Annotated in this window: 16 protein-coding genes and 5 pseudogenes; 9 read left to right on the forward strand and 12 right to left on the reverse strand. The window is 70.5% G+C overall.

Annotated features, from left to right (window positions below; genetic code table 11):
- Window positions 1-95: 95 nt before the first annotated feature.
- Window positions 96-2,201: a protein kinase domain-containing protein gene (locus tag H7H31_RS33265; RefSeq protein ID WP_187060531.1), complete on the forward strand. Its 2,106-nt coding sequence runs from the start codon at window positions 96-98 to the stop codon at window positions 2,199-2,201.
- A gap of 28 nt (window positions 2,202-2,229) precedes the next feature.
- Here the strand turns inward: H7H31_RS33265 and H7H31_RS33270 are convergent, their stop codons facing one another.
- Both H7H31_RS33270 and H7H31_RS33275 read right to left on the reverse strand, forming a co-directional pair.
- Window positions 2,230-2,499: a hypothetical protein gene (locus tag H7H31_RS33270; RefSeq protein WP_187060532.1), complete on the reverse strand. Its 270-nt coding sequence runs from the start codon at window positions 2,497-2,499 to the stop codon at window positions 2,230-2,232.
- Complete coding sequence (locus H7H31_RS33275; protein ID WP_232110216.1) at window positions 2,496-2,990, reverse strand: ATP-binding protein; 495 nt, start codon at window positions 2,988-2,990, stop codon at window positions 2,496-2,498. Before H7H31_RS33275 ends, H7H31_RS33270 begins: the two co-directional genes overlap by 4 nt.
- 101 nt (window positions 2,991-3,091) lie before the next feature.
- Here H7H31_RS33275 and H7H31_RS33280 point away from each other — a divergent pair, with 101 nt between their 5' ends.
- On the forward strand, window positions 3,092-3,955 hold the full coding sequence (locus H7H31_RS33280; protein ID WP_187060533.1) for a DUF5753 domain-containing protein: 864 nt from the start codon (window positions 3,092-3,094) through the stop codon (window positions 3,953-3,955).
- 13 nt (window positions 3,956-3,968) lie between these two features.
- The gene (locus H7H31_RS33285; RefSeq protein ID WP_187060534.1) at window positions 3,969-4,787 is read left to right on the forward strand and encodes an SAM-dependent methyltransferase; all 819 of its coding nucleotides are present in this window, start codon (window positions 3,969-3,971) and stop codon (window positions 4,785-4,787) included.
- A 296-nt stretch (window positions 4,788-5,083) separates the two neighbouring features.
- Here the strand turns inward: H7H31_RS33285 and H7H31_RS33290 are convergent, their stop codons facing one another.
- Window positions 5,084-5,788, reverse strand: coding sequence for a BlaI/MecI/CopY family transcriptional regulator (locus tag H7H31_RS33290; RefSeq protein ID WP_187060535.1), 705 nt, complete (start codon window positions 5,786-5,788; stop codon window positions 5,084-5,086).
- A 507-nt stretch (window positions 5,789-6,295) separates the two neighbouring features.
- Between H7H31_RS33290 and H7H31_RS33295 the strand changes: the two genes are divergently transcribed.
- Window positions 6,296-6,913 carry a TOPRIM nucleotidyl transferase/hydrolase domain-containing protein gene (locus H7H31_RS33295; protein ID WP_187063736.1) on the forward strand — a complete coding sequence of 206 codons (618 nt, stop codon included), beginning with the start codon at window positions 6,296-6,298 and terminating at the stop codon, window positions 6,911-6,913.
- A 939-nt stretch (window positions 6,914-7,852) separates the two neighbouring features.
- Here H7H31_RS33295 and H7H31_RS33300 read toward each other — a convergent pair.
- Together H7H31_RS33300 and H7H31_RS33305 are read right to left on the reverse strand one after the other, a co-directional pair.
- Entirely contained in the window at window positions 7,853-8,011 is a 159-nt protein-coding gene (locus tag H7H31_RS33300; RefSeq protein WP_187063737.1) for a hypothetical protein, read from the reverse strand.
- Window positions 8,012-8,821: 810 nt separating this feature from the next.
- Window positions 8,822-9,586 carry an SDR family NAD(P)-dependent oxidoreductase gene (locus H7H31_RS33305; protein WP_187063751.1) on the reverse strand — a complete coding sequence of 255 codons (765 nt, stop codon included), beginning with the start codon at window positions 9,584-9,586 and terminating at the stop codon, window positions 8,822-8,824.
- A 60-nt stretch (window positions 9,587-9,646) separates the two neighbouring features.
- Between H7H31_RS33305 and H7H31_RS33310 the strand changes: the two genes are divergently transcribed.
- Complete coding sequence (locus H7H31_RS33310; RefSeq protein ID WP_187063738.1) at window positions 9,647-10,276, forward strand: TetR/AcrR family transcriptional regulator; 630 nt, start codon at window positions 9,647-9,649, stop codon at window positions 10,274-10,276.
- Window positions 10,277-10,597: 321 nt separating this feature from the next.
- Here H7H31_RS33310 and H7H31_RS33315 read toward each other — a convergent pair.
- Window positions 10,598-11,040 (reverse strand): annotated as a pseudogene (locus tag H7H31_RS33315) (SDR family NAD(P)-dependent oxidoreductase); the annotation flags it as partial.
- 1 nt (window position 11,041) lies between these two features.
- Between H7H31_RS33315 and H7H31_RS33320 the strand changes: the two are divergent.
- Window positions 11,042-11,659 (forward strand): annotated as a pseudogene (locus H7H31_RS33320) (MmyB family transcriptional regulator); the annotation flags it as partial.
- 394 nt (window positions 11,660-12,053) lie between these two features.
- Here H7H31_RS33320 and H7H31_RS33325 read toward each other — a convergent pair.
- Together H7H31_RS33325 and H7H31_RS33330 are read right to left on the reverse strand one after the other, a co-directional pair.
- Window positions 12,054-12,936: pseudogene (locus H7H31_RS33325) on the reverse strand (alpha/beta fold hydrolase).
- Window positions 12,937-13,125: 189 nt separating this feature from the next.
- Window positions 13,126-13,704, reverse strand: a complete 579-nt coding sequence (locus tag H7H31_RS33330; RefSeq protein WP_187063739.1) for a TetR/AcrR family transcriptional regulator — start codon at window positions 13,702-13,704, stop codon at window positions 13,126-13,128.
- Between the two features lie 470 nt (window positions 13,705-14,174).
- Here H7H31_RS33330 and H7H31_RS33335 point away from each other — a divergent pair, with 470 nt between their 5' ends.
- Window positions 14,175-15,149, forward strand: a complete 975-nt coding sequence (locus H7H31_RS33335; RefSeq protein WP_187118200.1) for a hypothetical protein — start codon at window positions 14,175-14,177, stop codon at window positions 15,147-15,149.
- A 497-nt stretch (window positions 15,150-15,646) separates the two neighbouring features.
- Here H7H31_RS33335 and H7H31_RS33340 read toward each other — a convergent pair whose 3' ends face one another.
- Both H7H31_RS33340 and H7H31_RS33345 read right to left on the reverse strand, forming a co-directional pair.
- Window positions 15,647-15,889 (reverse strand): hypothetical protein, encoded by a 243-nt coding sequence (locus H7H31_RS33340; protein ID WP_232110217.1) that lies wholly within the window; start codon window positions 15,887-15,889, stop codon window positions 15,647-15,649.
- A gap of 107 nt (window positions 15,890-15,996) precedes the next feature.
- On the reverse strand, window positions 15,997-16,356 hold the full coding sequence (locus tag H7H31_RS33345; RefSeq protein WP_187063741.1) for a helix-turn-helix transcriptional regulator: 360 nt from the start codon (window positions 16,354-16,356) through the stop codon (window positions 15,997-15,999).
- Between the two features lie 107 nt (window positions 16,357-16,463).
- Between H7H31_RS33345 and H7H31_RS34500 the strand changes: the two genes are divergently transcribed.
- Both H7H31_RS34500 and H7H31_RS33355 read left to right on the forward strand, forming a co-directional pair.
- Window positions 16,464-16,868 (forward strand): STAS domain-containing protein, encoded by a 405-nt coding sequence (locus tag H7H31_RS34500; RefSeq protein WP_232110218.1) that lies wholly within the window; start codon window positions 16,464-16,466, stop codon window positions 16,866-16,868.
- 989 nt (window positions 16,869-17,857) lie between these two features.
- Window positions 17,858-18,886 (forward strand): YdcF family protein, encoded by a 1,029-nt coding sequence (locus tag H7H31_RS33355; RefSeq protein ID WP_187063742.1) that lies wholly within the window; start codon window positions 17,858-17,860, stop codon window positions 18,884-18,886.
- Here H7H31_RS33355 and H7H31_RS33360 read toward each other — a convergent pair.
- Window positions 18,879-19,827, reverse strand: a pseudogene (locus H7H31_RS33360) (IS5 family transposase). The gene H7H31_RS33355 and the pseudogene H7H31_RS33360 sit on opposite strands and share 8 nt — an antisense overlap.
- A gap of 56 nt (window positions 19,828-19,883) precedes the next feature.
- A pseudogene (locus tag H7H31_RS33365) lies at window positions 19,884-20,729 on the reverse strand (IS5 family transposase).
- Between the last annotated feature and the right edge of the window lie 59 nt (window positions 20,730-20,788).

Genomic DNA, 20,788 nt, shown 5'->3' on the forward strand with positions numbered 1-20,788 from the left:
CACCAACGAACCGACCCATCAACCCACCGGCCACCAGACGCGCCCCACACCCCGCGCCGGTACGCCACGCCCCCCACCGCCAAGGAGCGCACCGCGTGAAACCCCTCGGCCCCGGAGACCCACTCCGCCTCGGGCCCTACCGCGTCGTCGGGGTCCTCGGCGAGGGCGGCATGGGCAAGGTGTACCTGGGACGGGACGCGCGGGGGCGCCCCGCGGCGGTCAAGGTGCTCCTTCCGGAACTCACGCAGGACGAGAACCTCGCCCAGCGCTTCGTCCGCGAGGCCCAGACCGCCCGCGCGGTCACCAGCGAGGGCGTGGCCCGGGTGCTCGGCGCGGAACTGGAGGCAGGCCGACCGTGGATCGCCTCCGAGTTCCTCGCCGGCCCCACCCTGGACGACGCGGTGCGCCGGTACGGGCCGTTCGGCGACGCCCTCCTCCGCGAGGTCGCCCGCTCCCTGGCCCGCACCCTCCACGACATCCACACCTCGGGGCTGGTCCACCGCGACCTCAAGCCGTCCAACGTCGTCCTGACCTCGCGCGGGCCGCGGATCATCGACTTCGGCATCGCCCGCCCCGAGCACGGCCTCACCCTCACCCGCACCGGCCAGGTGCCCGTCACCCCCGGATACGGCGCACCCGAACAGGTGCTGGGCCGACGGGTCGGGCCGGCCGCCGACCTGTTCTCGCTCGGCACCGTCCTCGCCTTCGCCGCGGCGGGCCAACCGGCCTACCGGGGCGCCGAGGTGGCGGCGGTGCTCTACGAGGTGGTGCACGGCCAACCCCGCCTGGAACGCGTACCGGGCCCGCTGCGCGAACTGCTCGAACCCTGCCTGGCCAAGGACCCGGCCGCCCGCCCCCTCCCGCTCCAGGTCGCCGACGCCGCTTCACCGCCCGCGGGCAGCGAACGCCTGTGGCTCGTAGGGCCGTTGGCCGACGAGATCCGCCAGCGAGAGGCCGCGGCCCGACGCCTGGTACAGGACGAGAACGCCGTGGGCCCGCCACCCAGCCACACACCCACCCCCGCCGGAACGAGCACCCGCCCCACCCGCAGGCGCCTCCTGCTCACCCTGGCCGGCGGGGGCACCCTACTGGCGGCCGGCGCGGCCGGCACCGCCTGGTGGCTGGCCAGCGACGCCGACGAGAGCCCGTCCGACCCGTTCGACATCCCCCCGGCCGCGGCGGTGCGGCCCGCCAGGCTCGGCTCCGACAACGGCACCCCACAGGCCCTGTGGGGCCCGCTGCCGAGCGTCGCCGACAGCGGCTCGCCCCGCCCCCTGCCCGTACGGGACATGGTGGTGTTCGCCGCCGCCGGCGGCGGGATCGCCGCCCACCGGGTCACGGACGGCAAGCCCCGGTGGCGGGCCGGCGACGCCCGCGCCGACGCCGGGTACCTGTCGATCGCCGACCGGCTGGTGGCCGCCGCGGACGGGGACGGCGTCCTGCGCACCTACGTCGCCTCGACCGGCGCCCCCCGATGGACCGCCGACATCCAGGCCACCACCCTGCTGGCCGCCGACGCCGACCACGTGTACGCGCTCACCTCCGAGGGGGCCGTACGGTGCGTGTCCACGGCCGACGCGCGCGTCCTGTGGACCCGCCGCCCGCCCCTCGCGCTGGCGGGCGGGCGCCCGAAGGCGGCCCTCGGGGCGGGCCTGCTGGTGACCTGCGCGGCCTCAGGCGACGTGGCCGCCATGCGCACCCGCGACGGCGCCAAGGCATGGGTCCGCACCGGCCAGGCCGCCGCGGCGCTGCCCCCGGCCATCGACGGCGGCACCGTCTTCCTCGGCGGCCACACCCTCACGGCGATCCGCGCCAGCGACGGCGAAACCCTGTGGAGCCACGACCCGCTGCACCCCGTACGGGGCGCCGCCTACGGCTTCGGCCCGCCCACCGTCGCGAGCGGGGTGGTCTTCTCGCTGGACAGCGAGGCGCTGCGCTCCCTCCAACCGAACGGCGACGAGGCGCACCCACCCGCCTTCGTCACCGGCGTCGCCCCACCCTGGCAGCCGCCGGTGGTCCAGGCGGGCAGCGTGTGGGTGGCGGAGAGCCGCGAAACCGGCGTGAGCGGCCTGCCCCGCTCCAGCCCCAGAGTGGCCCAGACGTACCCGCTCGCCGCCAGACAGGGCCGCACCCTGGCCGGCGACGCCAACAGGCTGTTCGTCCTCAACGGGGGCTCGCTGCTCGCCCTGCCGGTCTTCTGACCCCCACCCGCCCGCGGCCAGGGTCGGGTCACAGCCGGTGCCGGGGCGCGGTCCACTCGTGGGGCCAGCGCATCCACATCCCCGGCTCGTCGGAACGCCCGCTGGGCGGCGACCAGATGAGCGTCTCACGGGGCAGCAGGATGCCCCGCTCGCCCCAACCGGCGAGGACGGGCCCCGGAGCGCGGCCGGGAAGGCCGCCCACCGGGTAGGGCGCCTGGCCGAGCGCTTCGAGGCGGGCCAGGGCGTCGTAGAGGTCCCGGGTCGCGCGCTCCACCTCGGCCCGGCGGTCGCCCGTCACGAGTGCGCCCACTGCCGCGCGGGGATCAACGCCCACACCTCGCGGCTGACCCGCCCGCGCCGCGTGCCCCACCGCTCGGAGAGCGCGTCCACGATCAGCAGCCCGCGGCCGGACTCCGCGAGGTCCGTGACGTCCACATCGCCGTCCTCGACCGGCCGGCGGGCCCGTGGCACGGTGTCCCCGGTCGGCCCCCACACCCCCAGCCGCAAACCCTCCGGGGTGCGCCGGACGTGGCACCACACCATGCGCAGCCGCCCCCGGTGCCGACCGTGCTCCACCGCGTTCGTGACCAACTCGCTGACCAGCAGGGCCGCGTGCTCGATGGTGTGCTCGTCCAACCCCCAGAGCTCCAGGGCCGTGCGCACCTGCCTGCGGGCGATGGCCGGCCCCTCCGGCTCGGCGGGTATCCAGCGGCGACACGCACAGGCCGGCTGATCGCCGCGCCGTGTCGAGGGTTCCTCTGGAAAGCGATAGCTCATACGCTCAACCATGCGCGCAGTTTGCACACTTGGCAACATGTGCCTATCAGAATCGGGCACCGCCGAACGACCCGCCCGCAGCGGCGGCGAGCAACCGAGACGGGGAGGACGACGTGCCGCAGCGGCCACGATCCAGCCCCACGCTGGAGCACCGCGTGGTGGCCAAACGGCTGCGCAGAGTACGAGAGGAGGTCGGCCGCAGCGTGGCGCAGGCCGCCGAGGCCGCCGGCGTCGCGCACACCACGGTCTGGCGTCTGGAGGAAGCCAAGACCTCTATCGACCTCGGGTTGATCGAGCAACTCCTCACCCTGTACGGCCTGCCCCCGACCGAGCGGGAGCACCTGGTGGGCCAGGCCGCCGCGGCGGCCAGACCGGGCTGGTGGCACCAGCGCTACCGCCCCGTGATGCCGAGGGACTACCAGGAGTGGATCGCACTGGAGAGCGCCGCCTCCCTGGTCCGCGTCTGGCACCCCGCCCTCGTACCCGACCTGCTCCAGATCCCCGACTACACCGCGGCGCTCTACCGAGCCCGACACCCGCACCACACGGCCGAGCAACTCGACCTCGCCGTGGAACTCGTCGCCGAGCGCCAACAGCGCCTGTGGCAGCGCCAGGCCCGACTCTGGACCGCGGTCTCGGCCACCGCCCTGCACACCGTCATCGGCTCGCCCGAGGTGATGCGCGCCCAACACCAGGCCCTGGAACGCCTGATGACACGCCCGCGCGTCACCCTCCAGGTGCTCCCGCTCAGCGCCGGCTGGCACCCGCTGACCGGCGCGCCCCCGGTGCGCCTCCTGCGCCTGGACGTGGACGAGATCGGTGACCAGATCCTGCTCGACCTCCCCGGCGCCACCACCATCATCGAAGCCCCCGAGCAGGTCGCCACCTGGCGCCAGCGGCTGGACGCCGCCTCCGCCGCGGCCGGCTTTCGCCGGGGCGCGACGCTCGCCGACCTCATCGCCCCAACGACCCCCTGAAGGAGCCCTACCGATGACCGACCACGCCACCCCCGCAGGCCGACCGCACCCGCCCACCGGCGTGGACCCCACCGTCCCCCACCCGGCCCGGTTCTGGAACTACATGCTGGGGGGCAAGTACTGGTACCCGGCGGACCGACAGGCCGCCGAAGCGGTCATCGCGCAACTCCCCGAGGTGAGCGAACTGGCCTTATCCGGGCGGGAGTTCCTGTGGCGCACCGTACGGTGGGCGGCCCGCGAGGCCGGCGTCAGGCAGTTCCTCGACCTGGGAGCCGGCCTGCCCGCCGAACCGAACGTCCACCAGATAGCCCAACGCCACCGACCCGACGCCCGCGTCGTCTACGTCGACAACGACCTGATGGTCAGCATGTACCAGCAGGCGTACCTGGACAGCACCCCGGAGGGACGCACCGACTGCTTCATCGCCGACATGCGCGACACGGCCGACGTGCTGCGGATGGCCGCCGAAACCCTCGATTTCAGCCAACCCGTCGCACTCATCTTCTCCGACAGCCTGGGCCTGATCCCCGACCACGGCGAGGTCTACACGCTGGTACGCGAGTTCGTGAAGAACGTCGCGCCCGGCAGCCACCTCATCATCAGCCACTCCGCCCCCACATCGGACGCGGTCATCGCCTCCGAGGAGCAGTACAACGACCAACCGGGCGTCGTCCCCTTCACCCTGCGCAGCCGCGAACAGATCGCCCAGTTCTTCGACGGCCTGGAGATGGTGGACCCCGGCCTGGTCCTGATGCCCGACTGGCGCCCCGACAGCGACACCCTGCCCGCCCGCGCCGGCATCGGCTACGGCGCGGTCGCCCGCATCCCCTGAACGGCCGGCCCGCGACCCGAACCCACCCCGAGGCGGCGCACGCGCGACAACGACGCCCGGGACGCGCGCCTGGCCCCGCGGGTCGAACCAGGAAGGCGCCACATGGCAGTGGGGCCCGGAGCCGATGGTCGGCCCAGGGCCCCACTCCCGAGCGCCCGCCTGCCCGCTGGCCCGCGCGGAACCGATTCCTCCGCACCACCCGAAGCCGATGGGAAGCCGGACGCCAGCGACCGCGCCGCCCACCGCGCCGCGACACACCCCAGACGCACCGGGTGTGCCACGGTCCACCGGGGGTGTCAGGAGGCTGCCGCGGCCTCTGGCTGCGACGCGGACGCGACCTCGGCGTCCTTGGCGGCGGCGTCATCGGACGCGGCGGCGACAGCGGCGGCGGAGTAGAAGACGGACCGCCCCTGCGTGGTGCGCTGCGCCTGGTTCTTGGAGACCAGGTGCTCCAGGCTCTCGCGCACGCCCGCCCGGCTCCACTCCTGGTCAGGGTGGCGCTCCTGCAGAGCGTTGGTCACCTCGGTGGCCGAGCGCGGCTCACCGTGCTCGGCCAGGTACTCGACGATGGTCTGCCCGCGCTGACCGCGCGCCGGAGCGTCAGCCTTCGCGGCGGCGGACTTCTTCCGCGACTTGCCCCGCCCGGTCGCACCCTGCCGCGCCGCGCGCCCACCAGCGCGCCGAGACGAGGACGCCGAGGAACGCCGCGCGGCCGGCACGGACACCGCCGCAGCCGCCGCCGGCTCGACGGGCGCGGCCGGCTCCGTCGCCCCGACCGGCTGGGTGGCGGGCGCGGACGCCAGGCTGTCGCCGTCCGACGACCCGATGTACGTGAGCAACAGGGCCTTCGACGTCTCCAACTGCTCCAGCCGATGCTGAAGCCCGGCAAGCTGACTGACCAGCTCCGCACGCTCCTCGTCCATGTGGCGCAGTACGGACTCCACCGACGCGGACGGGTCCAGGGGGACAGGGGGAGCACTCTTCCGACTCTGGGCTGACACACGCTCTCCTGTTGGTTGGGGGATGTTGGCCCTGGATGCTACTCATGAAACCCCACCGCGCGCCTCCATCCGTATCCCGGACTCCCCAGACGGTGCTGCCGACTTGAACACTCAAGCGATACCCAGCCAGTCCACCGCGACCCCCTGCCACCTGCGCGTTACCGCTCACATCCGAGCCACGGCAGCGGCCGACACCGCACGAGACAACTGTGTCGCGCCTGTCTCCCCGAACGCCGGGCATCACCGGTTCGGGTGTTTCCCACGCCCTCCGCCCCGTAGGGAACAAGCACGTCCACCGCCCCACGCGGCCCGCCCCGCCCCACCCCCCAACCCCCGGAAACCCCACTGCCCCGCCCGACCTTTCACCAACACCCCGCCCGCCAACGCACCAGCCCACCAACCCAACACCGCGACGCCCCCGACACCGACGGGCTGCCACCCACCACCACCTGCCGCCTCGCGAAAATCGCCTACCGCGCCGGCCGAAAAGAACAGACACTGAAGAACATGGCAGACATGGAGTCGTTCCGGGAGACAGTCACCGCATGGGCGGCCGGTGGCTCCGGCGACACCGCACGCGACCTGGCCGCGACCCTGTCCATCCGGACGGTCGTCCTCCTCGAAGGACCGAGCGACGCCGCGGCGGTGAACGCGCTCGCGGCCAGGCACGACCGCGACCTGGAGGCCGAGGGCGTCTGCGTGCTGTCGATGGGGGGCGCGATGAGCGTCGCACGCTTCACCAGCCTCCTCGGCCCACTCGGCCTGGGCCTGCGTCTGACCGGCCTGTGTGACGTGGCGGAGAGCCGTTTCTACGCCCGTGGCTGGGAGCGGGCCGGCGCGACGGAGCAGGGGTTCTTCGTCTGCGCGGCCGACCTGGAAGACGAACTCATCCGCGCGCTGGGTGTGACACGGGTGACCGACCTCGTCCGGGCGGAGGGCGACCAGCGCGCCCTCCAGACCTTCCTACGCCAGCCCGCACAGCAGCACCGCACATCACAGCAGCAGCTCCGACGCTTCCTCGGCACGAAGAAGGGCCGCAAGATCCATTACGGCCGCGTCCTCGCCGAGGCCGTCGACCTCGCCCATGTACCCGCTCCACTCGACGACCTGCTCGCCAGCCTCTGACCCACGGCTCTCGCACGGCACGGTCACAGCCACATCCGCGTCAGCACACGGAGACAACTGACTGTGAGGAGGAACAAGACCCGAAAAGCAGGCTGATGTTGCCCGGAAAGCTGAAGAAGGTCGCCCACGGCAGGTACTGACCTGATCGCTGACCACGCGGGGCCGAACACGACCACCCTCCGGCCCCGACGCTCGCCGTACTCTTCGCCTGCTGCCGGCGGAAGTTTGCAAGGGCAAGCAGGGCATCGGTCAGCGGTCAACCTCGGAGTGCGAGCCTGGCCGCCCCCACGGGCGGCCCGCCTCCCAGGCGTTGTGCGCGCCACGCCTCTGGGAAGCCCGACGCGTTGGGGCACTCACTCCTCGGGCATCGGCAGTAGCCGGTCGGCCCGGGACGAGCAGTTGGCCGACTGAGGTGAGGCAGGCCACGGCAAGCCGGGTGCGCGATGTGGCCATTCCTGGTTACTCGCGAGTCGAACACACCCCTTCCCGTCCGCGACCGAAGGGGCTTTTGAGCTCGGCCGTCGACTCCAGGGTTGCTTCGGAGGGGGTGTGCCCGCTGTACTGTCTTACGCATCGTGCAAAATGCAACTTGCGTTTTGGCGATGCGTGTCCGGGACGGAGAACGGGGGCCGGAGATGTACGTGACGCTGCGCGCCACGAAGACTGCGGAGCGCCGTGCCTCTCGCACGTGTTCGACCCTGTCGCCTGTACGAACGGTGAATGGCGCCAACTGCCGCACGCGGCGCGGCATGATGGCATAGTCGACCCTGAATTCGGCGGCGGTGATCTTGATCACGGCAAGGTGCCGATTCGGGCCGCGGAAACGAGAACAAGAGGAAGCCCCATCCCTCCACTGCTTGGTGGCCGGGCGGGATGGGACTTCCGGTCTTACCGCGGGCTGTGACCCCGGTCAGGCGATGCCTGATCGGGGTCGCGGCGTTACAGCAGCCGTGCCGCGAGACTGATGGTGTCGTTGGCGATCGAGACGATCGCCGCGACCCACGCGGTCCGTGCTGCTGCGACACGGGCGAGCTTCCGCACCCGTGGCCAGTCGATCCTGCGGCGGCCCTCGTGACCGTTCTCCTCGTGGGAGGCCATGTCGGGCACTCCTCCTTTCCGGGCCCGCGCTCGCGGGCCCTGCAGGGGCTCACGAGTTGCATATGCGGGTCGAACGGGAGGTCAGGGCCGTAGCCTAGCCCGATACGCGGACATCGACGGAATCTGGTGAACGCCCCGACGGAACGCGGCTGACCTCGCATCATGGCCCGCTGTGCCGCTTCCTGTTGGTGGTGTAGACCGGTGCGCGCTGATCACCAGGGCGAACGGTGTTAGCGATGGGTGTGACGGATGGTGGCATCCCGTGCCATTGACCAGGTGGCGCGCGATGCAGATCACACCTGTTACCTGATGGGCCGTGCTGAGGCGCTGACGTCCATGGTGGGAACCGGCGTTTCGGCGTGGCAGCCACAGCGGCGGTTGGCGGTCCTCGAAGCACGTGCGACCGGGGCTTTGACCACTCCTCATCTGGTGGGTTGTTCACTGTCGCGAACGACCCTGCGACGTCGCACGGCCTGCGTCCTGACCGCGGCGGTCGACGCGAAGGACGTGCGACCCGCCGTGACGCCGACCCCCCGAACGAGCCGACCGCCGTCTGGCGAACCAAGCCTGGCGCCACCCGCGTTCACGCGATCTGTCACAACGGAGGGAAGCGGTCTTCGCCTCGCTATCGGGACCGGCCGACCGGGTGGACTGGCGGGCTGGGGGGGGAATTGTCGATGCGCAAGGAAGCCCTCGCCAGTCTCGGATGGCCGAGGCGGGCCGAAACGCTGCAAGCTACCTGGGATCGACATGGTGACACCAGCCCGGCGCGTGAACAGCGCACCTGCCCGGCGCCGTCGAACTCCACGCTCAGGCGCGCGGGCCGAGGAAGAGGCCGCCGCTCGCGTCGATGACCTGGCCGGTGACCCAGCGGGCGGCGTCGGAGGCGAGGAAGGTCACGACATCGGCGACGTCGTCGGGCCCTCCCAGCCGGTTGAGGGCCGTCAGGCCTGCGACCTGTTCGGTGAGGCCCGGCGCGTCGAACGCCGCCCCGTTGGTCGCCGTCCTGGTGGCTCCGGGGGCGACCGCGTTCACGGTGATGCCTCGCGCGCCGAGCTGGTTGGCGAGGGTTCTGCTCATCGCCTCGACCGCGGCCTTGGTCATGGCGAAGGACGTCTGGGTGGGGTTGGCCATACGGGTCGCCACCGACGAGATCGTGATGATCCGCCCGCCATCGCGGAGCAGCGGGAGCGCGCGCTCGATGATGAAGTAGGGCGCCCGCACGTTCACGGCGAACAGGCGGTCGAACTCGGCCGGCGTGGTGACGCCGAGCGGACCGGCCGGTGGGGCCGCCGCGTTGTTGACGAGGATGTCGAGCGGCTGGCCCGCCAGGCCAGCCCGGGCCCCCGCGACGAGGGTGTCGGCGTCGCCGTCCACGCCCAGCTCGGCCCGCACGGCAAGGCCGCGTCCACCAGCGCGTTCTATCTCCTCCACGGTCGACGCAGCCCCGCTCTCATCCGTGCCGAAGTGCACGACGACCAGGGCGCCCTCGGCCGCGAGTCGCGCCGCGATCGCCTGCCCGATACCACGCGACGCCCCTGTCACCACGGCCGTCTTGCCCATAAGCACACCCATGTTGTCGACCTCTCGCACGCAGTTTCTGTTAGTCACTAACATCACGGTAGTGTCTATCACATGAGTGAGCGGAAACCGACCCTCCGGGAACGACAGCGAACCGAGACCCGACGCGCGATCCAGACGCACGCGGTGCGCCTGTTCACCGGCCACGGCTACGACGCCGTACCGGTGGCCGACATCGCTGCCGCCGCCGGCGTCTCGGCCATGACCGTGTACCGGCACTTCCCCACCAAGGAAGACCTCGTCCTGCTGGACCAACCCACCCTCCTCATCGCCGAGCGGGTCGCCGCCTCGTCCCCGACACACCCCCTGGTACGCCGCGTCGGCGGCGCCCTCGTGGCGGCGGCCACGGCGCTGACCGGCGACGACGGGGGAGAAGGCGCGGCGAACAAGCGGTTCCTGCTGGACTGCCTCCGGCTCATGGTCTCCACACCCGCGCTGCGGGCCCGACACCTGGACAGCCAGTACGCGTTGCAGCAGGCGATCATCGAGGCTCTCGGACACCCAACCGATCCCGAGGCGGCGTTCGGCGCACGCGCGGCCACCAGTGCCTGTCTGGCCGTCATGCACACGGCGCTGACCCGGTGGGCCGACGACGACGGGCGCACAAGCCTTCCCGACCTCATCGAGCGGGGACTCGTCGCGTCATTCGGTCAGGACGCGGTCGCCGCCGACCGGTCAGACTGAACCGGCTGGCGAGCGTCGGCCCCTGACCGCTGTCGCCGCGTCTCGGCTCCGCGACACCGAGCCAGACTGCCTCCCGACCACGCGGCGCGGGGGGAATGCCGCGACGGCCTCGGGTGGCGCGTCCCCGGTGTCACCGCGATGCCCTAACCGCCACGCGGCGGTCAGGGCGGTGACGACCGAAGGACGCGGCGGAAGCGTACCCGCGCGCGAGCGCACGGAACCGGTGCGCGTGCGATGCTCCGCGTTGTCCGCCGCCGGGTGTCATGCTGCGCGTCGCGGGGCGCTTCGGCTTGTCGGTTGTTACGGGGCTGGGAGCCGGGCCTATGTGTGCATGCCACCGTCGACCGGGGGTGTGGCTCCGGTGATGTAGGAGGCGCGGTCGCTGAGGAGCCAGGCGGCGGCTTGGGCGATCTCGGTGGGGTGGGCTGCGCGGCGTAGCGGGGTACGGGTGTTGCACTGGTCGATGATGCCGGGGGAGTGCTGGTCCCACGTGTACATCATGTCGTTGAGCGTGGTACCGGGGGCGATGGCGTTGACGCGGATACCTTCCGGGCCGTAGCTGATGGCGGCGGATTCGGTGAGGCTGTTGAGCGCTCGCTTCATGGCGCCGTAGGCCGGGAATGCGGGGTTGCCGATGAGGCTGCCGATGGACGAGTTGTTGCGATGGCACCGGTGCCGGCGGTGGCGCGAATGGCGGCGATCTCGGCGGTCATGGCGCGCCAAGGCCCTTTGAGGTTCACGGTGTAGAGGTGGTCGAGGTCCGCTGCGGAGCGCGACCACCTACACCACCTGGCCGGTGCGCCACCTGGTCTGCCGGTTGGCCCCTGTCGTGAAGTGCGGCCGAGCATTCTGGACTTGTTACGGCGGCTGCCGCAGGCCGCGGCGATCGTGCTGTCCGCGACACACGAGGTGATCGCCTGGAACGACCTGGCGGCAGCTCTCTTGGGGGATTTCTCTGCCCTGCCCCGGACCGAGCGCAATCTTGTACGTCGTGCGTTTCTCGCGCCGACATCGGGGGAGTGGCGGCTGTACGACCCCTCTGACGTGGAGGCGTTCGCTCGCGCCGCGGCCCGACACCTGCGTGCCACCGCCGCCCGCTACCCCGACGATCCCGAGGTGGCCACCTTGGTGGCTGATCTCCTGACCGGCAGCGCGGAGTTCGCCCGGCTGTGGGCTGGCCATGACGTACGCGTCGAACCCACTCTGCGTATGACCATCCACCATCCGCTGTTGGGCCCCATCACCGTCAACTGCGATGTCCTCGACATCACCGACCGAGACCAGCAAGTCGTCGTCTACACGGCTGAGCCCGGCTCTCCGGCGGAGGAGGCGCTGCGACTGCTGTCGGTGATCGGCACACAGCGCGTGGACGTGCCCGGCTGAGCTGAGTCAGGGCGGCTGGCCGGCTGCGGGCGGAACCAGCCGTCAGGGTGCGTCCCCTCCCCTCCCCTCCGCGCGCCGCGCCGGTGGCCTCGGCCGCGCTGCCGGGGCGGTGCCCGCCTGTCGTTGCCTGGTTGAGTGCCTGTTGGTGTTCGGCCGCTTCGACTGGTACGGCGAGCTGTCGGCGCGGGACCCGCCTCCTCGGAGGTGCTCGTAGTCCGGGTGCGGGCGGGCAACGAACACCAGGGTGCGGAGCCTTTTCTCCTGGGGTGTCGGTCGGTTGGGGCGTTGGTCGGTTGGGGGTGGGGCTCGATCGGCTTGGGACGTTGGGATCCCGGCTGTGTCATCTTGGGGGCGGTCGTGGTCTCTGGTGAGGCGTTCGGTGACGACCGGTTGGTCACTCGGGTGTTGCCAGGAATGGCAGGACCGCGTCGGCCATCTCAGCGGGTACTTCTTCGGCGAGGTCGTGGCCCGCGTCGAAGACGTGTCCGGTGACGTTGTGGGCTATGAATCGTGCTTGTTCTTCGTTGCGTTGGCCGATGAAGGCGGCGCCGCCGAGGGCCAGGACGGGGATGTCGAGTTTTTCCTGGGCGGCTTGCTGGTTTTGTTGTGCGTCGGTGAGCATGGCTCGATAGATGGCGAGCATGGCGCGGACGCCGCCGGGCATGGTGTAGCAGCGCACGTACTCCTCGATGGCGTCGGGGGTGGCGGTGTCGGGGTGGCTGCGCTCGTTCTTGATCATGTAGGTGATCAGTTCGCGTTCGTGACCGGCGATGAGCATCTCGGGGACGTCGGGTTGGAAGTAGAAGCCCAGATGCCACAGGTGCATGCCGCTTGAGACGTTGTGGGCGGTGAGGGCGGTGTGGTCTTCGAAGCCGAAGCCGGGGAGTAGTGCTTCGGCGAAGACGAGGTGGGTGGTGTGGTCGCGGTGGCGGGCGGCGAGTTGGTAGCCGATCACCGCGCCCCAGTCCTCGCCGATGACGGCGTAGGTCTGGTGCCCGAGGTGGGTCATCAGTTCGGCGATGTCGTCGCTCATCGTCGCGGAGTCGTAGCCGTGTGCGGGGCGGGCGGAGTCGCCGAGGCCGCGTAGGTCGGGCACGACGACGGTGTGGTGGGGGCGTGAGCCTTGGGACCAGGTGGCGCCAGTGGTAGCCGGTCTTGGGTACGCCGTGCAGCAGTACGACGGCGGGACCGGACCCGGCCGTCCGGTAGTGAAGGCTGGTTCCGTTGACGGCGGCGCGCCCGGTGCGTAGGGGCGTGGCGGTGTGGTCGTACATCATGACGTGGTGCTTCCTTTCGTGAGTGGCATGGTCGCGGTGGGTTGGTAGGTGAGGCCGGCAGGCGGCTCCGAGCAGGCCCAAGGGGCGACGCTGCTGGGCTTGTCGTCGCGTCCGGGACGAGGATTTTTCTTTGGCGGACGTTACAGAATCGAGGCAGGGTTGAACGGCTGCCCCGGATTTCCGGTCCTCTCAGTCGAGGATGGTCAGCGCGACTTCCACGAGGGGTTCGAGGGTGTGTGCGTCCGGTGTGATCTTCGACGAGACCAACAGCCCGTTGAGGAAGGTGACCAGGAACGCGGCGAGCGTATGCGGGTCGTGCCGTGCCGCGATCTCGCCCCGTTCCCTCGCGACCCGCAACACCTCGGTCAGCGCCTGCCGGCTCGCGTCCTGCATGTCGCGCACGCTGCGCCGGGTCGCCGCGTCCTGAGGTAGCCGCTCGCAGACGGCGTTGACAGCCAGACAGCCCTGCCCGTCGTTCCCGACAGCGACGCGCACGCGCTCCATGAGCAGCGTACGGATCGCTGAGCGGGCGTCCGTCCCCTCCTCCAGGCTACGCAGGGCCTCCGCTGCCAGGGTGGTGCGGTAGTGCTCCAGCGCGGCCCGGTACAAGCCGTCCTTGTCGCCGAACGCCGCGTACAGGGAACCCTGCCCGATTCCCAGGTGCTGGGTCAGGTCGCGTACGGAGGTCGCCTCGTACCCACGTGTCCAGAACAGTTCCATGGCGCGGCTCACCGCTGCCTCGGTGTCGAACTCCCGGGTCCTTGCCATGGCTTCACCGTAGCCTATCTGGAACGATCGTTCAAGAAAGAGGGCGTGGTGTGGTCACACACTGACTCGCGGGCCAGCCTCACGGCTGCTCGTTGCGCGTGTCCCGTGGGCCTGGGCACGGTTGACGAAAACTGAGTGGTGAAACGCGGCCCTGTCGTCCGTCGTCGCTGAGTTCCTCTGAGCGGTTGTTGTACGGGTGGGCCGGGGTCGCTTGTCTCTATGGACCGATGTCGGCGTGTTCAGGGTGTGGGCCTGTGCGGGTTGTGTGTCTCGCACGCGTGTGAGGGCTGGTTGGTTGGGCGGGAAGCCGTTCGGGGGTGTGCGCGCGGGGCTTGGGAAGTCCAGGTCGGGTGGGTGTCCTTCCCTGGTGGGAAGGCCGGTGCGGCCGTAGGTTGGCGCATCACAGGTCACGCTGTCGTTGACCGCGCCATCATGTGCTGACGACTCATGCGGATGAAGGGCTGCTCGTTGTGCTGATCTACGCTTTCCGTGATGCTCGCGGTACCTGGTACGGCGATCCCGACGCCGCTATCCGCGACCGCCAGCCAGGTCGGGGGCTCCTGACTCTCCCGCGCGCCGCGACGGGCCAAGCCCCTGGTCTGTTCGACGGCCAGCGGGTCGAGGTTCTCTACGCGGTATGTGACCTGGAAGCGAGCCAGACAAGCTACCGACTCGACAAGGGTGACTGTTTCGTCGCGAGCCGGCGTGTTCACGAATTACTGTCTTCGGCTGACCAACGCGTGGTCACAGCTTCGGCTGCCGCGCCGGATGCGGCGACAGTGAGTGTTGAGATCAGCCGATCACGCCGTCGCTACAGCCTGCACGCCGACATCCTGGCAGAGGGCCGTGTCGAGCTCACAGTCGTTGTCTCCACCCCTGACGGCGTCATCCAGGGGGAACTGACCGGTCAAGTAGAGGCGGGTGACCTCAACGAACTTGGCCGTCTTATCGCCTCCGCTCCCGTTGCCTCCGCGGTAGAGAACGCCCCCGCTGGCACTTCCGTGGCCCCCATCAAAGCCACCCATCCTGGTCAGGCTTGGTCCCGCGAAGCCATCGCTTACCTGGAAAAGCACTACCGAGCGGGCAAAGGGCCAGAGCAACTCGCTGCGGAGCTTGGGCGTAGCGAAGAATCCGTCCGTGGAAAGCTGTACGACCTCGCACTCGCTCCCCACCCCAGCGACCTCCCCTCTGATCCGCGCCCTGCGGCTGAGCCGGAAGCGCCGCGGGCCTACACCGTGGAGGCGAAGCGCCGAGCACACCCCAACGCATACAAGCCCTGGGAGCCAGAGGACGATCAGCGCCTCGCCGAGCGCTGCGCCCAAGGCATCTCTCTGTCCGAGCTGTCGAAGATTTTTGGCCGCAACGAAGGCGCCATCGCGTCTCGGCTGCTGAAAATCCAAGCGCAGGGGCCGGCCGTCGAGGAGGCCTGGGAGTACGGCGGATAGGGCCGGCCGCCCGCGATTGCCAGGCTTTACCTTGCGCCGTGCACTCCCAACCCGCGTCTGGGTTGCGCCCTACGACCCAGGTCCGCCTGCCCCTTACTGGCACAAGCCCGCGGCCCAGGCGAGATCGCACACCGCCTCGCCAGCTACCCGCACACCGAAGCCGGCCGCCCGCGGGATCTGCCCGTTGACCAGTGCGCCCTCTACCCGATCGGAAATCATCGATACGGCCCTTGCCGCGGCCCGCCGGCTGCGCCCCGCCCAGCTACCCACCGCCGCGCGCCGCGCCCGCGCCGCCAGCGACCCAGCCCAACAACCCACACCACGGCGATGGGCCCCAACCCGCCGGAACCCCGCCCCCGAACTCGTCCGCGCCCACATCCAGGGACCGTGGGCGTTCAGCGTGCACGGCCTCACCCCCACCACGCCGCCATCTTGGTCGGCGACCACCATGGACGTCTGGCACCGCGGCTACACGAACGCGCCGGTACGCCTGAGCATCACCGACAGGTCCAAGAGCAGCGAGTGGATCGTGCCGCTGGGTACTCCGCCGCCTCCATGCCGCCGTCCTCGCGGTCCCGGTACGACGCCAGCCTCACGAGGTACCCCCAGCCCGTCTCGGGCTGGCGCCGCCTCCACAACCGCGCCAGGACCTCCTGCTCCGGCTGTCCAAGCGCCGGGGCGGCGGGCAGTACGAGCCGCACCGGCATCGGCTTGGGCGCCTCCTCGGAGGGTGTGGACACGGCCCCACGGTAGGCAGCGCCGCTGGCAGCCGGCGGACGTCACCGCTCGGGCGGTTTTTCGCCGCGGCCGTAGTGGGGACGCGGGCGGCGGAGATCAGGGTTGATCCCTACTGCCCTGTGGCGTCCACCAGCTGCTGCCTGTGGGTGGCCGGTGTGCCGGCGCGCTCGGATTCGTCTCGCACGAGCAGGGAGAGCAGCGAGGCCACGGACAGACCGGCTTCGGCGGGATGACGAAGCACTTTGTCCGGATCGATGCGGTAGGTGTTCGTGCGCCCTTCACGGGTGTGTGAGAGATACCCGTCTTTCTCCAGGTCGGAGATGATCCGCGCCACGGCACGCTCCGTGAGCCGGCAATGGGCGGCGATCTCGCGGATGCGGATGTTCGGGTTGTCGGCGATGGCTGCCAGCACGCGCGCGTGGCTGGTGATGAACGTCCATCCGGTGTGGGACTCAGGTACTGCGGCCATGCCAGCCATTTTAGGGGACAGTAGTTGCCGGAAGCGTTTTGCATGACATAGTTTTCCTGTAACAGGCGACGTGCTCCCGTACGGGAGAAGCACAGAAGGAGACCGAGGTGCCCTGGAACGAGGCCGCCTTGCCGGCGCGCGCGAGCAGCTCCAGCGCGACGCTGGTGCCAGAACAGGTCACTGCGCACGGCACGTACGAGTCCGAGGTGCGGCAGTACGAGTGCCGTGGGGCCTGCGTGATCGCCGCTGCCGGCGAGTACGACATGGGCTCGATCGCTGCGCTGAGCGAGGCGCTGCACACCGCGGCGAAGCAGTACCCGAAGGTCATCCTTCAGGCCAGCGACATCACCTTCGCCGACTCGACGTTCCTGAACCTGCTGCTCCTGACCCACCAGACGGGGACGCTGCGCCTCGTCGCACCCTCAGCGCAGGTGCGACGCCTCCTCGAGGTCACTGGTGTCGACAGCATCCTGGATATCCGACAGACGATCGAGGACGCGACCGCTTCCTGACCCCCGCATTTCGGCAGCGTTATGCGGGGCTGCATGCCGGAGCCAGGGCCGGGGCGAACCCGGCTGATCACGGGGGGAGAGCCTCACGACAAGCGCGGCCTTGCGGAAACCCTGTGCTCCCTGCGGGCCAGCCCCGCCCTGCCCGCCTGCCCAACGTCTTTGACCGCTGGCGCGAGAACGACGACGGGGTCGCCCGGAGCCTCCGAGCGGCCCTGCTCGCGAGTGCTGCTCGGGCTGGGATGGCAGCGGTCACCGGCTCGGTCTGGGCTGCGCCGCACGCGGCGAGGTAGCGCTTAGCGCCCAGGGCTGCGGCGGCGTCGGCGGTGCTTGCCTGGCGGCAGGCGTGATCGTCGTAAGCTCCAGCGGCGAAGACACTAGGGAGGCCGGTACGCGTCTTCAGAGCAGCGACGGTGGTGTAGCCCTCGGCAGCGGCTTCGTGCAGCGGGCGGACCTGGTGGTGCGGGCGTCGAGGGCCGGGGCGCCGGCGCTCCTGGTGGGGGTCGACCGCCGCACCGAGAACGCGCACGAACTGGTCGCCAAGCTGCGCTGGCACTGGGAGTGGGGCCGGCTGCCGCCGAGGGGCGCGTACAAGCGCACCGTGGGCCTGGTCCGCTCGCGGCCGGACGCGGTCGAGCACGTTGAGCACGAGAAGCGGCTGTGCCGCCGGGTCCACCCGTCGACCAGCCGCGAGGGCCTGGCGCCCCTCGCGGTCGTGTTCGCGGACGACCACGATCGCGAAGTTCGCGAACGCGGTCGCCGTGCTGGAGGAGGTCGGCCCGCGCCTCGTACAGTTCCTCGTCGCCCTCTGGAACGGGCCGCGGCCCGTGTTGCGCTGGGCAAGGCGTGGGCGGGCCCGGCATCGGCCACCGAGGCCGCCCCGATCTCGCTCGCCCCGCAGCCCGCACCGCCGGCGTCCCCGACGAAGCGGCCGGTGCGGGAGCACCCACGAAGTTTGGCTGGGATCGCGCCGCGCCTCGTAGGATCGGCACATGCTGGCCTTTGTACCGTCGTTCGTCTGCTTCTTCCTGTTCTGCGCTGGGGTGCTGCGAGATCGCCGCCGAGTAAGCAACGCGGTCCTGTTGGGCCTTTCCGCCGTCTTCGCGGTGTTCGCGCTCTTGCTGCATGTGGCCTCCGGGCGGGCCCAGTTGGGCCGCGATCTGGCCGTCGTGCTGCTGACTCTGGCGGGCGTGGGGGTTGTCACGCTGGCGTGGTTCCTCATCGCCAACGGGATCACCATGGTTCGCAAGGAGGGCAGAAGCCTGGCGAACTTGCTGTCCCTGGGGGCGGGCATCGCCCTGGTCGCCCTGCTCGCGCTGCTGATCACCGCGCTGGTGCTGCACACGCACACGCTTGTGGTGGTGGCGGCGACGGCGGTGGCGCTCGCCGGATACGTTGCCTTCCTGTTCCTGTGTTTCCTCGTCTACGGGGGCCTGTACGGGCGTCTGCGCATCCGGCGCCGAGCGGACTACGTAGTGGTCCTCGGCTCAGGCCTGACCGGCGGCACCACCGTGCCCCCGCTGCTGGCCGCCCGCCTCGACCGGGCCCGGAAGGAACACGCCAGGCTCTCCCGGAAGGGCCGGCGCCCGATCCTGCTCACCTCGGGAGGACAGGGACCCGACGAGAAGCTGCCCGAGTCCCATGCGATGGCCGACTACCTGGTCACCCAGGGTTTCCCCTCCCACCTGATCGAACGCGAGGACCGCTCGACGACCACGGACGAGAACCTGACGTTCAGCAAAGCCCTGATGGAGCGGGCGAATCCGCACTATCGGTGCGTGATCGTCACGAACAACTACCACGTCTTCCGCGCCGCGATCACCGCCCGCCGCACCGGCGTCCGGGGTCACGTGATCGGTGCCCCGACAGCCGCGTACTTCTGGCCGAGCGCCATGATCCGCGAGTTCGTGGCCCTCCTGGTCGCCTACCGCCGCACCAACGCCGCACTCTTCCTGCTCGTCCTGCTGAGCGGCCTGTTCATCTGGTGGCTGGGGTGGCCGTCGCCGGGGGCCGTCACATAGAAGTCGAGTACCTCCAGCGGCACGACCGCCCGCCCCCGTCAGGGCCGGGCGGTCGTGCCACCAGCTCTCGTCGTCGCCAAGTAAGCAGCGTCAGGTCGCTGCCGCAGCGCAGGGCGGTGTCGACAGCGGCGGCGACCTGGTCGGCAGTGAGCTTGTCGCGCCTCGACTGACGGGTGGCGATGCCGCGCCACTGCTTCAGGCGGTTGACGCACCGCTCGACGATGTTGCGCTGCTTGTAGCCTCGCGGTCGAAGGCTGGCGGTCTGCCGTCCGTCTGTCCGCGCTGCCGCCGATTGGCCTGCTGATCGGCGCGCTCTGGCATCACCGCGCGGATCCCACGCCTGCGCGGTTGGTCGCGAATCGCGCGGGAGGAGTACGCCTTGTCGTCCAGGACCAGGTCCGGCCTGGTGCGGGGCCGTCCAAAGGGGCGGGTCACGCGCAGGCGGGACATGACGTCCGTGAAGGCGGGTGCGTCGCCGGCCTGACCGGCGGTAGGGAAGAACGCCAGCGGTCGGCACCGGCCGTCGGCCGCGAGGTGCATCTTCGTGGTCAGTCCGCTGCGGGGCCGGCCGATGGCGTGATCGTTCGGCTCGCCGGCCGGGGCCCCTTTTTGCGAGCTGTGGTCGCGTGCTGGTGTGCGCGCACAATGGTCGGGTCGACCGAGACGGCCCAGTTGAGGTCTTCGCCGGCGTCTGCCTGTGCGACCAGCGCGGTGAACACCCGCTCCCAGGTGCCGTCGACGGCCCACGTGCGCAGCCGGTTGTAGACACCCCGCCAGTTGCCGTACTTCTCTGGCAGGTGCACCCACTGAGTACCGGTCTGGAGTGTGAAGGCGATCGCGTCGATCACCTCACGATGATCACGTCAGCGTCCACTCCGCTTCGGCGTCCGGTCCGGGAGCAACGTCTCGATCCGCGCCCACTGCGCATCACTCAACGGCACACCCGGACCAACAACCGTTTGATGCAAACGAAATGGCCTAAGGCTTGTCTCTTTGGTCAGCGTCGGATCCAGATGAGGATGCCGGCGAGGTGGAAGTGCGGCCTGGTAGGCGATGGCAAGTTTGTCGGTTCGTGTGGCCAGGCCGCGCCACTGTTTGAGGCGGTTGATGCACCGCTCGACGGTGTTGCGCTGCTTGTAGGCCTCGGGGTCGAAGCCGGGCGGGCGGCCGCCTTGGCGCCCTCGCCGCAGGCGGTGGCCGATCTGGTCCGACGGCTGCGGGATGACCGCTTGGATTCCCCGGCGCCGCAGGTGGCTGCGGATGGCGCGGGATGAGTATGCCCGGTTGGCCAGCACCGCTACGGGCCGGGTGCGTGGCCTTCCGCGGCCGCTGCGGGGAACGCGGATGCGGGACATCACCGTCGCGAAAGCCGGTGCGTCACCGGCCTGGCCCGCGGTGAGGGTAAAGGCCGATGGCCGTGCACCGCCGTCCGCGGCCAGGTGGACCTTCGTGCTCAGCCCGCCACGTGAGCGTCCGAGCGCATGATCGGCGGGCTCGCCGGATGGGGCCGCCCCCTTTTGCGTGCTCCGGCGGCATGCTGGTGAGCCCGGACGACTGTGGAGTCCACCGACACCGTCCAGTCGATGTCGTCGTCGGCGTCCGCCGCTGCCAGGACAGCGGCGAGGATCGCTTCCCACGTGCCGTCGAGTGCCCACCTGATCAGCCGCTTGTGAGCGGTCTGGAACGGACCGAGCTCGACGGGCAGGTCCCGCCAGGGCGAGTTGGTGCGGTACTTCCACGCGATGGCCTCAAGCGTGCGGCGGTGATCGGCCCACCGCCTGCCGCGGACCGGATCAGCCGGCATCAGCGGCTCGATCCGGTCCCACATCGCATCAGTGATCATCAATCGGACGGACACACCCGATCAACTGACCAACCCATCAAAGAGACACGCCCTAGGCG

The sequence above is a fragment of the Streptomyces buecherae genome (assembly GCF_014295035.1).
Classification (GTDB): domain Bacteria; phylum Actinomycetota; class Actinomycetes; order Streptomycetales; family Streptomycetaceae; genus Streptomyces; species Streptomyces youssoufiensis.